The organism is Ensifer sp. R1-3 (assembly GCF_056739175.1).
This window is the reverse complement of sequence record NZ_CP096515.1, coordinates 2645969-2660253: the sequence shown is the minus strand read 5'-3', so window position 1 is coordinate 2660253 and position 14285 is coordinate 2645969. Positions and strand designations below refer to the sequence as shown.

Genomic DNA, 14285 nt, shown 5'->3' with positions numbered 1-14285 from the left:
CCGCCTTGTCCATTGCAATTGATGCATGTCGTCGGAGGCGCACCCCCTCTGGCCTGCCGGCCAGAGGGGGTAGGCGGGCGGAAGACCGCGCACACTTTCCTCATCCCGCTCCAGACCGGTCAGCAATCCGTGCAGTTGATGGTCGTGCCGAAGCGCTGGCGGTAATAGGAGGTCCTGGAGAGCGGGATCGTGCCGCCGGCGTCCGAACCGAACAGGGAAAGCTGGTGGTTGACGACGAGTTCGGTGCGCACGACGAAGGCATTCACCGCGTCGAGATCGGCCGGAACGCTGACGACGGAATTGACCGCATAGGGAACCGTCGCACCGTCGCTCGCGTCCGACCAGCCTCGGGACCAGGCGACCTTGCCTTCCGTCGTGCCGTTCACCTGGATGCCGGTGATCTTGAGGTCGTAGTCGGAGCCGTCATAGGGGACGAGCATGTTTCTCGCGACGTTTCGCATGCCGTCGAGAAAGGCCTTGTTCACCTGCTGCTCCTGGGTGACGATATCGCTCACCGCACTCGAGGCCCGCCCGACCTTGCGCGCGACCGTGAACCCCAGAGAAAGCTCGAAAGCGCCGACATAGGCCGCGATCAGAAGCGGCGCGACAATGGCGAATTCGACGGCACCGGCGCCGCGGCGGTCCCGTAACAGGCCGTGGAAGGCTCCCCACAGGTGCTGTTTGCGCGTGTGAAGGCGGTCCATGGCAGCCTCAATAGTTTTCGTTGCGGAAGGTGGCGGTGGAGACCATCAGATAGTCGCGCGGCATGCTGTCGCCGGCGGGCCTGAGCTTGGTCACCAGGGGACGAACGAGATCGGTGATCACGGTCCAGCGGTAATAGGCCCGTACCATGGTGTAGTCGTTTGGCCCGCCGGGCGCGAAAGTGAAGCCGCTGGTGTCGAGATCCGAGCCGTTCCGCGGCACCGCTTTCGGAAACGCGCTGAGATCGGCGGGAAGCTTGCGGACATCGAGATGGAGTTTCGAGGCTTGCTCCGCCTCGGTCGCCGAACAGGTCATCATGATCGCGATTTCGTCGCAGAAAGCCTGACGGAACTGGGTTTCTGTCGTAAAGCCGGGCTTGCCGATATCGGTGGTGATTTCACCCGTGCGGATTTTCCGCGCCAGCGTATCCGTCGCATTGGCCAGCAATTGCTCGCCGGCAAAGGCGATGAATGTCTCGATCGAGGCGAAAACGACGATGAAGAAGGGCAGCGCAAGGATCGCGAATTCGATCGCCGTCGCGCCCTTCCGGTCGCCGATGAGGCGCCGAAACAGGCCGCGCGGCAAGGGCGCCCGGGGAGTGGATGCTTTCTCGTCGATCGACATCGCGCCGTTCCATCATGTCAACTGGTTGGCGCAAAAATACACGGCGACTGTTGAAGATTCGTTTTCGAGGACCCGAAGAATTTTAGTGGTTCTGAAGCAGAGGCCGGAAGGGCCCCTCATCCCGCCGCCGCGACCTTCTCCCCGCAAGCGGGGAGAAGGGACAAGCGGCTCGCTTTGCGGCTCAAGTCCCCTCTCCCCGCTTGCGGGGAGAGGGTTAGGGTGAGGGGCAGGGCGAATTTCCCGGTCTTAATTGCCGCTCGAAGCGGAAGCCTGCCGTTCCGCACGCTCGCAATTGGGCGTGCAGGAGAGAACGGTGCGGACGGTCTGCTTGTAGACGCGTACCGTATTGCCCTCGTCGATCGATACCAGGATGCGCTCGTCGACCATGGCGTTGCCGTCCTGGTCGAGGATGACGAGATTGGTGGTGCCGAAATTGCGCCCGGTCAGCACGATGGTCTTCGCATCCGCCACGGTCGCGTCGGCAACCTCCGCATTGCCGATGATCACCTTGCTGACCGGCCGGTCGAGCTTCAGCACGCGGGCGTGGTCCATATAGACGCGCATCATTTCTTCAGCCGCGCGGGCTCCGCCCGGTGCGGCGATCGCCAGGAGTGCAGTGGTTGCAAGCAGTGCGGCCCGCGGGGCCGCTGAGGGCATGTTCATGGCGCGTCCTGACGGTCTATCTGCCGCATCTTGGCGCCTTTTGGTGAATGAATGGTTACGGCGATGCAGCGCAATTTAAGGCGTCCATTTTCCGCACATTTACCCAGGAAAAAGCGAGTTTCCCTTAACGTCACGGTAACCGGATTCCTTAAGCGGAAAGCAATTAGCCCCCGCTAAATTCAGGGTATCCGATCAACGGCAACAGTTTGACGGACGTGCTGAGCAACAAGTGAAGTTTGAGGAGAATAGTCATGAAGACCATTTTTGCACGCCTGATGAAGGACGAGTCCGGCGCAACCGCAATCGAATACGGCCTAATCGCAGCTTTGATCTCGGTGGCTCTGATCGGCGGCGCATCGACGTTGGGGACGCAGCTCGACCTTACGTTCGATGCCCTGGGTACCAAAATGACTGAGGCGCAAAAGGATTACACCAAGTAATCGTCGTGCCGGCATAGAGTTCGAGTCGAGAGCTATCTTTGCAAGGTGGCTCTCGACGAAATCGTTTGTTGTCGCAAGTTGGCTCCAATGGGGGAGACTCTCGATGATCAATGTGTTCCTCGTAGTAATCTTTCCGATGTGCCTGGCATTTGCCGCCTTCTGCGACTTGTTCACCATGTCGATTCCAAATCGTGTCTCGGTCGTTCTGCTGGTCTCGTTCGTTATGTTCGCCCCGCACGGAGTTGATCTCACGCAGATCCTTCTCCACCTTGCGGCCGGCGGGAGCGTATTTGCTGTGTGTTTCTGCCTTTTCGCGCTGAACGTGATGGGCGGCGGCGATGCAAAACTCCTGACTGCCAGTGCCGTCTGGTTCGGCTTCAACGCCTCGCTCGCTGCTTTCCTTTTGTATGTCTCGGTATTCGGCGGGCTGTTGACACTGCTCGTCCTGCTCTTGCGCAGTCAAGAGAACTTGATTCTTGCCGCTCGCATCCCGGTTCCTCGACTGTTGCTCACGGCAAAGAAAGTCCCCTACGGCATCGCCATCGCTCTCGGCGGGCTCGCCGCCTACCCCTCTTCGCCACTGATGCAACTGGCCTTCGCGCAACTCTCCTGACGTACGTTCGTGAAGGGGTGCCGCCTTCCGTTAACCATCTGCATAAGCAATCCGTTAACCATAATTACACCAATTACTGATCAACCTGATCCCGGGCAATTCTCGGGGGTTTGGGGCGATCATGAGACCGGTGCGCATTATCATTCTGGCGGTGGCCGTCGGCTCGGCTGCCATGGCCGGGCTGCTGGCGATGAAGCTCACCCGCGCGCCCGCCCCGCAGACGGCGGAACCCGTCATAGAGCAGGCCCCGACCATCAACGTGCTCGTCGCCGGCAAGAGCCTGCCGGTCGGCTCCCGTCTCGGCGCCGATTCCATCCATTGGAAGGCCTGGCCGAAGGACGGTGTCGCCGAGGGCATGATAACAGAGGAAAACCGTCCCGCTGCCGTCGAAGATCTTGCCGGCGCGGTCGTTCGCCTGCCGATCTTCACCGGGGAGCCCGTGCGTCAGGAAAAGATCGCCGACGCATCGAACCGGATCATGTCGTCGCTGCTGCCGGCCGGAAAGCGCGCCGTCGCCACGGAGATCACGGTCGCGACCGGCGCCGGCGGCTTCATCCTGCCGAACGATCGCGTCGACGTGATCATGGTGCGCAAGTCCGACGGCGATCTCTATCTGACTGAAACCGTCCTGAGCAATGTCCGCGTGCTCGCGATCGACCAGCAGATCGAGGAGAAGGAAGACGGCTCGAAAGCGGTCGTCGGTACGACCGCGACGCTGGAGCTGACGCCGGATCAATCGAAGGTCATGACGGTCGCGCAGCAGATGGCGGACCGCATCTCGCTGGCTCTCCGCAGCGTCGCCGACGCGCAGGAGCCGGACACCACGGCTGCCGACTACCTTCTCAACGGCGACGGCCGGCCGAGCATTCAGGTCATCAAGTCGGGCTCCATCGTCAGGGGTGACGGTGTGGCCCTCCAGAACCAGAAGTAGGACGGGGCGCAAGGTGAAACGGATCGCAAAAAAGTTTCGGGCGTCTCTCGCAGCCGGCCTCTCCTTCTGTCTGACCTTTTCGGGCATGGCGTCGCCGACCCTCCCGGTCGCCGAGGCCGCCTCCTCCTCGGTCGTGAGGATCGTCGATAGCGGCCCGGGCGCCCGGAAGACCATCAATCTCGGTCTCAACAAGGCGGTCGTGGTGGATCTGCCGAGCGACGCTCACGACATTCTCGTTGCGGATCCCTCGCTCGCCGACGCGATCACCCGCACCTCGCGCCGCATCTATCTCTTCGGCAAGTCGGTCGGCCAAACGAACATCTTCGTCTTCGGCCCAGGCGGCGAGGAGATCGTCAGCCTGGAGGTCGCCGTCGAGCGCGACGTCGCCGGTCTCGAATCCAATTTGCGTCGCTTCATTCCCGATGCTGATATCAATGTCGAAATCATCTCGGACAACGTGGTGCTGACAGGCACGGTCCGCACGCCCCTCGACTCGACCAGGGCCGTCGATCTCGCACGCGCCTTCCTGAAGGGCGGCGAGGCGACCACGCGCAACATCACTGCCCAGGGCAATAACGGCGATGCCGATATCTTTGCCGAGGACCGGCAGAACTCGCAGATCGTCAATCTGTTGACGATCGAGGGCGACGACCAGGTGACTTTGAAGGTGACCGTGGCCGAGGTCAGCCGCCAGGTACTGAAGCAGCTCGGCTTCAACGGCCGCGTCTCCGATGGCGAAAGCGGCATCAGCTTCCGTAACCCGGCCAATCTCGGCGACGCGATCGCCGTCGGCACGAATGCCCTCATCAAGGGTTCGATCGGCCCCACAACCATTTCGAGCTATATCAACGCAATGGAACAGGCAGGCGTCATGCGCACGCTCGCCGAGCCGAGCCTGACGGCGATCTCCGGCCAGGAGGCGAAGTTCTACGTCGGCGGCGAGTTCCGGCTTGCCGGCGTGCAGGAGGTCTCGACGGACGACGAGACCGGCCAAACCACGGTAGAGCGTGAGGTCAACGACGTGGAATACGGCATCCGGCTGAATTTCAAGCCGGTCGTTCTCGGCCCTGGCCGCATCAGCCTGCAGATCGAAACCGATGTCTCGGAGCCGACCTATGAGGGCTCGGTGGTCACGGGCAACAGCATGACCGCCATTCCCGGCAACACCTTCCTCGGCATCCGCCGGCGCGAAGCCTCGACCAGCGTCGAACTGCCGTCCGGCGGCTCGATCGTGATCGCGGGCCTCGTCCAGGACAATGTCCGTCAGGCGATGTCGGGCCTTCCCGCCGCCTCGAAGATCCCGATCCTCGGCACGCTCTTCCGCAGCAAGGACTTCCAGCGCAGCGAGACGGAGCTCGTCATCATCGCAACGCCCTATCTCGTGCGGCCCATCGCCCGCAGCGCGATCTCGCGTCCGGACGACAACTTCAACCCGGCGAACGATCTCGAAAGCTTTTTCCTCGGCCGGGTCAACCGGATCTATGGGCGCCCCGAGGCTCAGCCGCCCGCCGGCCGTTACCACGGCAATGTCGGCTTCATCTACAAATAGGCAGGGCCATGCAGAAGCGAAGCGCAGCTCGAACCCGTCTTGAAAGGCAGCCCCCGATGGCCCTGAACCGCTTGCCGCATCGTGTGGCCCTGTATGCGATCGTCGCCGCCCTTATGGCAGGCTGCGCCAGCAAGGACAAGCTCGCGACCGGTGCACTTCCGGACGATTACCGCACCCGGCATCCGATCGTGCTGACGGAAGGCGAGCGGACGATCGACATTCCCGTCGCCTCGGGCGATACGCGGCTCACCCAGGGGACGCGCGACGTCATCCGCGGCTTTGCCGCCGAATATCGCAATGCCTCGAGCGGCGTCATTCAGATCATGCTGCCGCGCGGATCGGTGAACGGCCATGCCGCGCAGATCGTCCGCAAGGACATTCGCCGCGTGCTGGCCGCAGGCGGCGTATCGCCGAAGAAGATGATCGAAACCACCTATGACGCCTCCGTGACGGGCGACGCCGCACCGATCCGCCTGAGCTATGTCGCGATAACTGCGCAGACCGCGCCCTGCGGCGCGTGGCCGGAAGATCTGGCGCTGAACACGCTGGAAAACCGCAACTACTACAATTTCGGCTGCGCCACCCAGTCCAATCTCGCGGCACAGATCGCCAACCCGACGGACCTCGTCGGCCCGCGCCAGATGTCGCCGATCGATGCCGAGCAGCGGGGCCAGGTGATCGACAGCTGGCGCGGCACGGAAAAGGGCGACGGCGGAACGACGATCGTCTTCAACTGATACGGGCCTTCGAGGAAAAACGATGAACGCCATTGAATACACGATCGACAGCGGCGGAACCGGCGATTGGCCCGCGGACGGAACGCGCCCCGGCGACCTCGAGCAGCTCCGGCCCCTGCCGCGCATCTCGATCCATGCCTTCTGCGAAAGCGAAGCCGTGCAGCGGCTCATGGAGCGCTGCGGCCAGGATCGCCGCATGGCGAAGGTGAGCCTGCGGGTTACCGGCGGCGGCATCGCAGCCGCCGCGAATACCTTCGCCGGCGCCTCGACGCCCAATCTGATCATCCTCGAAACCGCCACCGAGCCCGGCTCGCTGCTTTCGGAGCTGGCGCCGCTCGCCGAGGTCTGCGATCCGAGCACCAGGGTCATCGTCATCGGGCGTCACAACGACATCGCGCTCTATCGCGAGCTGATCCGCAACGGCATTTCCGAATATATGGTCGCGCCGGTCGGAATGGCCGATATGCTGAGCGCCGTCTCGGCGATCTTCGTGGATCCGGAGGCGGAGCCGCTCGGACGCAGCCTTGCCTTCATCGGCGCAAAGGGCGGCTGCGGCTCGTCGGTCATCGCCCATAATTGCGCCTGGGGCATTTCCAATCTTTTCTCGACCGAGACGATCCTTGCCGATCTCGATCTGCCCTACGGAACAGCCAATATCGACTTCGACCAGGACCCGCCACAGGGGATCGCCGAGGCCGTATTCGCGCCGGAACGGCTGGACGAAGTCTTTCTCGACCGGCTCCTGACCAGGTGCTCCGAGCATCTGTCGCTGCTCGCCGCCCCCTCCATGCTCGACCGCGCCTATGATTTCGAGACGGGTGCCTTTCAGCCGATCCTGGAAATCCTCCAGCGCAGCGCGCCGGTATCCGTTCTGGACCTGCCGCACGGCTGGACCGACTGGACCCGCTCGGTGCTTTCCGCGGCCGACGAGGTGGTCATCACCGCCGCCCCGGACCTTGCAAGTCTCAGAAACGCGAAGAACCTGCTCGATGCCTTGAAGAAGCTGAGGCCGAACGACAAGGTGCCGCATCTCGTGCTCAACCAGGTAGGCGTGCCCAAGCGTCCGGAGATCGCTCCCGATGAGTTCTGCGCGTCACTGGAGATCGAGGCCGCCGCGATCATTCCGTTCGATGCGGTTCTCTTCGGCAATGCCTCCAACAGCGGCCGCATGATCGCGGAGATCGACCGGAAGTCGCCGGCCGCCGAGACCTTCTCGCAGCTGTCCCACCTCTTGACCGGGCGCACCGCCATAAAGAAGGCGCGCCGGGGGGGGCTCGGCAAGGTTCTGGCGAAGCTCGGCAGGCGGTAGCGGAATATTTCCGATCCTGCACCCGCAGGGCGGGGATCGATGAAGCAACTGGAATGAAGTGATGTTTGGCAAACGCGGAAATGAAGGTCCTGGCAAGGGTGGTGCGCGCGGCTTCTCGCCTGCGCCCCCGATGCCCGCCGTCCAGCCGGTACCGGTGGAGCGTTCCGCCGCGCCCGTCCTCGGCGAGACGGTCGCTGCGCCATCCCGCCCGCAAGCGGCAGCGCCGCCCCAGAGGCGCCGCGCGCCGAGGGCGGAAGATTATTACGATACGAAATCGCAGGTCTTCTCCGCGCTGATCGACACGATCGACCTGTCGCAGCTCTCCAAGCTCGATATCGAGAGCGCGCGCGAGGAAATCCGCGACATCGTCAACGATATCATCACCATCAAGAACTTCGCCATGTCGATCTCCGAGCAGGAGGAACTGCTCGACGACATCTGCAACGACGTGCTTGGCTACGGACCGCTGGAGCCATTGCTCGCGCGCGACGACATCGCCGACATCATGGTGAACGGCGCCGGGCAAACCTTCATCGAAGTGGGCGGCAAGGTCGAGGAATCGGAGATCCGGTTCCGCGACAACGGGCAACTGCTGTCGATCTGCCAGCGCATCGTCAGCCAGGTAGGCCGGCGCGTCGACGAATCGAGCCCGATCTGCGATGCGCGTCTGCCGGACGGGTCACGCGTCAACGTCATCGCGCCGCCGCTCGCGATCGACGGTACGGCGCTCACCATCCGCAAGTTCAAGAAGGACAAGCTGACGCTGGAGCAGCTGGTGCGCTTCGGCTCGATCACGCCCGAGGCCGCCGTCCTGCTGCAGATCATCGGCCGCGTCCGCTGCAACATCGTCATTTCCGGCGGCACCGGCTCCGGCAAGACGACGCTGCTCAACTGCCTGACGCGTTATATCGACAGCACCGAGCGGATCATTACCTGCGAGGACTCGGCCGAATTGCAACTGCAGCAGCCGCATGTCGTCCGGCTCGAGACGCGCCCCCCGAACATCGAGGGCGAGGGCGAGATCACCATGCGCGACCTCGTGAAGAACTGCCTGCGCATGCGCCCGGAGCGCATCATCGTCGGCGAAGTGCGCGGCCCGGAAGTCTTCGACCTGCTGCAGGCGATGAACACCGGCCATGACGGCTCGATGGGAACGATCCACGCAAATACCCCGCGCGAATGCCTGAGCCGCATGGAATCGATGATCGCCATGGGCGGCTATACCCTGCCGGCCAGGACTGTTCGCGAGATCATCTCCGGCTCGGTGGACGTGATCATCCAGGCCTCGCGCCTGCGTGACGGATCGCGCCGGATCACCCACATCACCGAGGTCACCGGCATGGAAGGCGACGTGATCATCACCCAGGACCTGATGCGCTACGAGATCGACGGCGAGGACGCCAATGGCCGGATCGTCGGCCGCCACATCTCGACCGGCATCGGCCGGCCGCATTTCTGGGACCGGGCCCGTTATTTCAACGAGGACAAGCGGCTCGCTGCGACCCTCGACGCGATGGAAAAGCAACAATAGAGCGGTACAGGCAGGCTGCGGTTCCGCATGCCTTCGACGCGAAGGGACAGACCGAGCGATGTTCGGCATAGACATCACCGTCCTGGGATTGGCCGGCCTCGTCGCCCTGGCGGCGGCGGCACTCGCCTATGGTGTGCTCTACCCCCAGATCGAGACCGAGAAGAAGGCGGAGGGCCGCCTGCGCCGGGTCAGCGCCTCGGAGACGGACCGCACCAAGATCAAGGCGGCGCGCGACCGCGTCAACGAGATGTCGAAGCGGCGCAAATCGGTTCAGGATTCGCTGAAGGAACTCGAGAAGAAGCAGCAGGAAAAATCCGCCAATACGGCGCCTTCGATGAAGAAGCGCCTGCTGCAGGCCGGTCTTTCGATATCGATCGCGCAGTTCTATCTGTTCAGCGCGCTTTTCGGACTGTTCGCTTTCCTCGTCGTCCTGCTGGCAGGGGCGGGGCTGCTCATTGCCGCGGGCGTTGCCCTGATAGGCGCGGCCGGCCTGCCGCGATGGATCGTCGGCTCCATGGTCAAACGCCGTTGCACAAAGTTTCTCGACGAGTTTCCGAATTCGCTCGATGTCATGGTCCGTTCGATCAAGTCGGGGCTGCCGCTGAACGACGCCTTGCGGCTGATCGCCAGCGACGGGCAGGAGCCGGTCCGGACGGAGTTCCGCCGTGTCGTCGAGTCCCAGCAGGTGGGTCTCAACGTTCCCGAAGCCTGCGCCCGCATGATTCACAGCATCCCGCTGCCGGAAGTGAACTTCTTCGCGATCGTCATCGCCATTCAGGCGCAGGCGGGCGGCAATCTGTCCGAAGCGCTCGGCAATCTCTCCAAGGTGCTGCGCGAACGCAGGAAGATGAAGGCGAAGGTCAGCGCGCTGTCGATGGAGGCCAAGGCGTCCGCCTGCATCATCGGCGCGCTGCCCTTCATCGTCGCAACCCTCGTCTATCTGACTTCGCCCGATTACATGATGGTTCTCTTCACCGACCCGCGCGGCCACATCATCATGGGCGCTTCCGCCGTCTGGATGAGCATCGGCATCTGGGTGATGCGCAACATGATCAACTTCGACATCTGAGGATCCCGTGGCCGGCTGGATAGAGACGCTTACCGATCCGAACATCCTCGTCGCGGCGCTCGTCTCGATGGCCGTGCTCGCCACGTTCTACTCGCTCGTGGCGCCCTTGCTCGAGCGGGGAGACCTCGCAAAGCGGATGAAATCGGTCGCCACCGAACGGGAGCAGATTCGCGCCCGCGAGCGCGCCCGGCTCAATGCCGAGGCGACGACCGGCAGGGCAAGCCTCAGGGCACAGCACAACACCTCCGTCCGGGAGATCGTCGAGCGGCTGAACCTCAGAAAGGCTCTGGTGGACGACAACACCGTCAACCGCCTGAAGACGGCCGGCTACCGCTCGCAAAACGCGCTCAACACCTTCCTCTTCGCCCGCTTCTGCCTGCCGTTCCTGTTTCTGACCGTTGCGGTTCTCTATATTTTCGTGCTCGGGAATTTCGCCGACAAGCCGATCATGGTCAGGGTGTCCTTCGCCATCGGATTTGCCTATGTCGGCTTCTACGCGCCGAACATCTTCATCGCCAATGCGATCTCCAAGCGCCAGCAGTCCATTCGCCGCGCCTGGCCGGATGCGCTCGATCTCCTGCTCATCTGCGTCGAATCGGGCGTCTCGATGGAGCTCGCCATGCGCCGCGTCGCCGACGAGATAGCCGTGCAGTCGCCGCCGCTGGCGGAGGAACTGGTGCTGACGACCGCGGAACTCTCCTTCCTGCCCGAAAGGCGCATCGCGCTCGAAAATCTCGGCCTGCGCACCGGCCTCGACGAGGTGAAATCGGTGACGCAGGCGCTGATCCAGGCCGACCGCTACGGCACGCCCGTCGCCCAGGCGCTGCGCGTGCTGGCGCAGGAAAGCCGCGACCAGCGGATGACCGCCGCAGAGAAAAAGGCGGCCGCACTGCCGCCGAAGCTGACGGTGCCGATGATCCTGTTCTTCCTGCCGGTCCTCGTCGCCGTCATCCTCGGCCCCGCGGGGATACAGGTGGCGGACAAGTTTTAGGGTGAAAGGCGAGGGTGGTTTACCCGCCCTTGAAGGTATTGCCGCCTCTTGCCGGCTGTGCTGGCCCCTCTCCTCGGGTTTAACCCGAGGACTAGCCCTCTCCCCGCAGGCGGGGAGAGGGGACCTACTGCATGTTTCCTTTAATCGTATCCGATTAAAGGACAAAAACATGCGGCAGATCAAAGTGCTACAGCGACCTTTGCGCGTCTGATAAGACGCGCGGCGCTGTAGAGAGGGCGGCATATCCCTTCTCCCCGCCTGCGGGGAGAAGGTCGCGGCAGCGGGATGAGGGGCGGGTGCCGCCGTCCGGTGCGGGGTGGCAGTGCCGGCCGATCAACCTTCAATCCGCCTTCGCCTCATCCGCCTTCGCCAGCTGCTTCCATGCTCCCTGCTGCGACAGCATGGAGCGCAGATAGGCGACATTGGCCTCGGCCTGCTCGGATGTCAGTTCCTGGCGGGCGATGGTTTCCGCTTCCTGGAAGCGGCCCTGCAGGCCGACGGCAAGCGCGAGGTTCTGGCGCACGCTGCTGCCGGCATCCGGTTGGCTCGCCGCGGATTTGAGGTAGGTCTCGGCGGTCCGCAAATCCTTCGTCAGCAGATAGGACATGCCGAGATTGGAGAGGACCGAAGGCTCGTTGGGCTTGAGGTCCAGAGCCTCGCGATAGCGCAGCCGTGCCTCGGCGGAACGGCCGAGCTGGTCGAGAATGGCGCCTTCCGCGGATTTCAGCTTCCAGTCGGGCCGGTCCGGCGTCTGGGCGCGGCTGATCGTTGCGAGCGCCTGTTCCAGCTGACCGGCTGCGGCCTGGGCCTTGCCGTAGGCTCCGAGCACCTCGCGGTCCGCCGGATGGTAGATCGCCACCTGCTGCATGACGGCAAGCGCCTGTTCGTTGCGGCCCGTCATGCGCAGGAGATTGGCGTAGTTGAGCCCGGCCTCCCGGTCCTTCGGGTTGCGCTCATAGGCCTGGCCGATGCGTTCGGCGGCGGCCGCCAGTTCAGTCGCGTTCATCGACTGCACCGGCCTCGTGAGCTTCGGGATGGATCCGGTCGTCAGCTCCTTCCTGCCCTGTTGTCCGGCGCAGGCGGAGAGCGACAGCGCCACCATCGCAACGGCAACCCCCGTTGCGAGCCGGCGCAAAGAGGAGGAGAAATTGTCTTGCATCGTCATCGAAGCCCCAGCATCCAGTCCTGCACCGGAACTCCAGACAAAAGCGGCGCAACTTTCACTCCAGCAATAATCTGTTAACCCTAACGGAGCGTTAATCGCACCTGTTCGTATCCGCCAGTCGAGGATTCCCATGGCCCCCTTTCAGTTCATCGAGCGGCAATCGCCGTTCAACACCAGCAACGGCAAGACGCTGCCTATCTTTGCGGTGACGCCGGCGCATATCGAAACGGGGAGCATCGATCCGATCGCGCTCGACTGGGCGAAGAAAGCCGGTTTCAAGGCGGAATCCGGCGCGGTGCTGCTCATCCCCTCGGCCGATGGTCATCTCGGCGGCGCGCTTTTCGGGCTCGGTGCCAATCCGTCCGACGCGCCTTTCCTGACCGGCAAGCTCGCCCGGGCGCTTCCGGCCGGCAAATGGCATATCGAGACGGCGCCGCTCACCGCCAATCGGCTGGCTCTCGGCTACGGCCTCGGTTCCTACCGTTTCGAGCGCTACAAATCGGCGAAGACGGACGCGCCGACGCTGCTCATTCCGGCCGATTCGGATGCGACCGATATCAAGCGGCAGCTCGCCGGCGTGTTCCTGGCCCGCGACCTCATAAACACGCCGACCAACGATATGGGACCGGAAGCGCTGGAGGCCGCATTCCGGGCGCTGGCCGCCCATTACAAGGCCGACGTATCGGTCATCTCCGGCGAAGCCCTGCTGACCGAGAACTTCCCGCTCGTTCACACGGTCGGCCGCGCCAGCGCCGAAGCGCCGCGGCTTCTTGAAATGCGCTGGGGCAGGAAGGGCCACCGCAAGGTGACGCTCGTCGGCAAGGGCGTCTGCTTCGATACCGGAGGGCTGGACATCAAGCCGGCCGCGTCGATGCTGCTCATGAAGAAGGACATGGGCGGCGCTGCCAACGTCATGGGTCTCGCGCTGATGATCATGGATGCAAAGCTCAAGGTGGACCTGCGCGTCATCATTCCCGTGGTCGAGAACTCGATCTCGGCGAATGCCTTCCGTCCCGGCGACATCTACAAGAGCCGCAAGGGCCTGACGGTTCAGATCGACAACACCGACGCGGAGGGACGGCTGATCCTCGCCGATGCGCTCGCCTATGCGGACGAGGAGAAGACGGACCTCGTCGTCGACATGGCGACCCTGACGGGCGCCGCCCGTGTGGCGCTGGGCCCGGACCTGCCGCCCTTCTTCACCGATGACGATGATCTCGCCCGCGATCTCGCCGAGGCGAGCCTGACCGCGGACGATCCGGTTTGGCGGATGCCGCTCTACAGGGGCTACGACAAGGATGTTTCCGCCCGCATAGCGGACCTCACCAACGCCCCGTCCGGCGGCATGGCCGGCTCGATCACGGCGGCGCTGTTCCTCAAGCGTTTCGTCACGAACGCGAAAAGCTGGGTCCATTTCGACATCTTCGGCTGGGCGCAGTCCGAGCGCCCGCATTCGCCGATCGGCGGCGAAGCCCAGGCGATCCGGGCGCTTTATCATCACATCGGGAGGATGGCGGGGTAGCTATTCGCGCAATCGAGCTGCAAAAGAAACGCTTGCGTAACGGTCGCCGGCTATGCTCCCGCACACGTGATCCACGCAGGAGTTTCCTTTGCCGGTCGAACTTACCCCTTCTCAGGCGCTGGGGCTCTGGCATGCCGTGTCGCTCGAACAGGTGCGCGTCGACAGCCGCGATCTGACCTTGCGCCAGATGGCGATCCTGTTACAGATCTACCTCGTGCCGCCGCCCCATACGGTGCGCGGCCTCGCAGCGTCGCTCGGCGTGACGAAGCCGGTGATCACGCGCGCGCTCGACACCATGGGTGCGCTCGGCCTGGTCGACCGGATCCGCGACGAGCGCGACAGGCGCAACGTCATCATAAAGCGCACCGTCGAAGGCGCGCTTTATCTTGAAAAATTCGGCGATTTGATCATCAATCAGGGCCGGAAAATGTGAGCTTAT

At 63.5% G+C, this 14285-nt stretch carries 15 protein-coding genes; 11 read left to right on the top strand and 4 right to left on the bottom strand.

The annotated features are described in order from the left end of the window. Positions 1–119: 119 nt before the first annotated feature. The 3 genes from M1D43_RS12825 to M1D43_RS12815 all read right to left on the bottom strand — a co-directional run bounded on the left by M1D43_RS12825 (position 120) and on the right by M1D43_RS12815 (position 1989). Positions 120–704: a TadE/TadG family type IV pilus assembly protein gene (locus tag M1D43_RS12825; protein WP_153313485.1), complete on the bottom strand. Its 585-nt coding sequence runs from the start codon at positions 702–704 to the stop codon at positions 120–122. A 7-nt stretch (positions 705–711) separates the two neighbouring features. Continuing rightward, the gene (locus M1D43_RS12820; protein ID WP_010968377.1) at positions 712–1326 is read right to left on the bottom strand and encodes a TadE/TadG family type IV pilus assembly protein; all 615 of its coding nucleotides are present in this window, start codon (positions 1324–1326) and stop codon (positions 712–714) included. 246 nt (positions 1327–1572) lie between these two features. Beyond that, positions 1573–1989 (bottom strand): pilus assembly protein N-terminal domain-containing protein, encoded by a 417-nt coding sequence (locus tag M1D43_RS12815; protein WP_003536154.1) that lies wholly within the window; start codon positions 1987–1989, stop codon positions 1573–1575. A gap of 251 nt (positions 1990–2240) precedes the next feature. Here M1D43_RS12815 and M1D43_RS12810 point away from each other — a divergent pair, with 251 nt between their 5' ends. The 9 genes from M1D43_RS12810 (at position 2241) to M1D43_RS12770 (ending at position 11159) form a co-directional block, all read left to right on the top strand. Then, a complete protein-coding gene (locus tag M1D43_RS12810) occupies positions 2241–2429 on the top strand; it encodes a Flp family type IVb pilin (protein ID WP_107607858.1) in 189 nt (62 codons plus the stop codon). Positions 2430–2532: 103 nt separating this feature from the next. Continuing rightward, a complete protein-coding gene (locus M1D43_RS12805) occupies positions 2533–3042 on the top strand; it encodes an A24 family peptidase (protein WP_107607859.1) in 510 nt (169 codons plus the stop codon). A 121-nt stretch (positions 3043–3163) separates the two neighbouring features. Then, on the top strand, positions 3164–3973 hold the full coding sequence (gene cpaB, locus M1D43_RS12800; RefSeq protein WP_017269038.1) for a Flp pilus assembly protein CpaB: 810 nt from the start codon (positions 3164–3166) through the stop codon (positions 3971–3973). 13 nt (positions 3974–3986) lie between these two features. Continuing rightward, positions 3987–5522: a type II and III secretion system protein family protein gene (locus M1D43_RS12795; protein WP_318853523.1), complete on the top strand. Its 1536-nt coding sequence runs from the start codon at positions 3987–3989 to the stop codon at positions 5520–5522. A 56-nt stretch (positions 5523–5578) separates the two neighbouring features. Then, positions 5579–6259 carry a CpaD family pilus assembly protein gene (locus tag M1D43_RS12790; RefSeq protein ID WP_164819179.1) on the top strand — a complete coding sequence of 227 codons (681 nt, stop codon included), beginning with the start codon at positions 5579–5581 and terminating at the stop codon, positions 6257–6259. A 22-nt stretch (positions 6260–6281) separates the two neighbouring features. Beyond that, positions 6282–7568, top strand: a complete 1287-nt coding sequence (locus tag M1D43_RS12785) for a CpaE/TadZ family protein (RefSeq protein ID WP_107607863.1) — start codon at positions 6282–6284, stop codon at positions 7566–7568. A gap of 61 nt (positions 7569–7629) precedes the next feature. After that, positions 7630–9099, top strand: a complete 1470-nt coding sequence (locus tag M1D43_RS12780) for a TadA family conjugal transfer-associated ATPase (protein WP_192923369.1) — start codon at positions 7630–7632, stop codon at positions 9097–9099. A 58-nt stretch (positions 9100–9157) separates the two neighbouring features. Then, positions 9158–10168 (top strand): type II secretion system F family protein, encoded by a 1011-nt coding sequence (locus tag M1D43_RS12775; RefSeq protein ID WP_153312943.1) that lies wholly within the window; start codon positions 9158–9160, stop codon positions 10166–10168. Between the two features lie 7 nt (positions 10169–10175). Further along, positions 10176–11159 (top strand): type II secretion system F family protein, encoded by a 984-nt coding sequence (locus M1D43_RS12770; protein WP_010968386.1) that lies wholly within the window; start codon positions 10176–10178, stop codon positions 11157–11159. A gap of 340 nt (positions 11160–11499) precedes the next feature. Here the strand turns inward: M1D43_RS12770 and M1D43_RS12765 are convergent, their stop codons facing one another. Continuing rightward, positions 11500–12324 (bottom strand): tetratricopeptide repeat protein, encoded by an 825-nt coding sequence (locus M1D43_RS12765; RefSeq protein ID WP_153314026.1) that lies wholly within the window; start codon positions 12322–12324, stop codon positions 11500–11502. Positions 12325–12454: 130 nt separating this feature from the next. On the opposite strand from M1D43_RS12765, the gene M1D43_RS12760 reads away from it, so the two are divergent. Both M1D43_RS12760 and M1D43_RS12755 read left to right on the top strand, forming a co-directional pair. Continuing rightward, complete coding sequence (locus M1D43_RS12760; protein WP_153314027.1) at positions 12455–13846, top strand: leucyl aminopeptidase family protein; 1392 nt, start codon at positions 12455–12457, stop codon at positions 13844–13846. A gap of 88 nt (positions 13847–13934) precedes the next feature. Then, the gene (locus M1D43_RS12755) at positions 13935–14279 is read left to right on the top strand and encodes a MarR family transcriptional regulator (RefSeq protein WP_003537743.1); all 345 of its coding nucleotides are present in this window, start codon (positions 13935–13937) and stop codon (positions 14277–14279) included. Positions 14280–14285: the final 6 nt, after the last annotated feature.

Bases quoted from the DNA above. Each gene is read 5' to 3' on its own strand.
- M1D43_RS12780 (WP_192923369.1), top strand. From the start codon at position 7,630: ATGTTTGGCAAACGCGGAAATGAAGGTCCTGGCAAGGGTGGTGCGCGC.
- M1D43_RS12805 (WP_107607859.1), top strand. From the start codon at position 2,533: ATGATCAATGTGTTCCTCGTAGTAATCTTTCCGATGTGCCTGGCATTT.
- M1D43_RS12820 (WP_010968377.1), bottom strand. From the start codon at position 1,326: ATGTCGATCGACGAGAAAGCATCCACTCCCCGGGCGCCCTTGCCGCGC.
- M1D43_RS12825 (WP_153313485.1), bottom strand. From the start codon at position 704: ATGGACCGCCTTCACACGCGCAAACAGCACCTGTGGGGAGCCTTCCAC.
- M1D43_RS12785 (WP_107607863.1), top strand. From the start codon at position 6,282: ATGAACGCCATTGAATACACGATCGACAGCGGCGGAACCGGCGATTGG.
- M1D43_RS12790 (WP_164819179.1), top strand. From the start codon at position 5,579: ATGGCCCTGAACCGCTTGCCGCATCGTGTGGCCCTGTATGCGATCGTC.
- cpaB (WP_017269038.1), top strand. From the start codon at position 3,164: ATGAGACCGGTGCGCATTATCATTCTGGCGGTGGCCGTCGGCTCGGCT.
- M1D43_RS12815 (WP_003536154.1), bottom strand. From the start codon at position 1,989: ATGAACATGCCCTCAGCGGCCCCGCGGGCCGCACTGCTTGCAACCACT.
- M1D43_RS12765 (WP_153314026.1), bottom strand. From the start codon at position 12,324: ATGACGATGCAAGACAATTTCTCCTCCTCTTTGCGCCGGCTCGCAACG.
- M1D43_RS12810 (WP_107607858.1), top strand. From the start codon at position 2,241: ATGAAGACCATTTTTGCACGCCTGATGAAGGACGAGTCCGGCGCAACC.
- M1D43_RS12775 (WP_153312943.1), top strand. From the start codon at position 9,158: ATGTTCGGCATAGACATCACCGTCCTGGGATTGGCCGGCCTCGTCGCC.
- M1D43_RS12760 (WP_153314027.1), top strand. From the start codon at position 12,455: ATGGCCCCCTTTCAGTTCATCGAGCGGCAATCGCCGTTCAACACCAGC.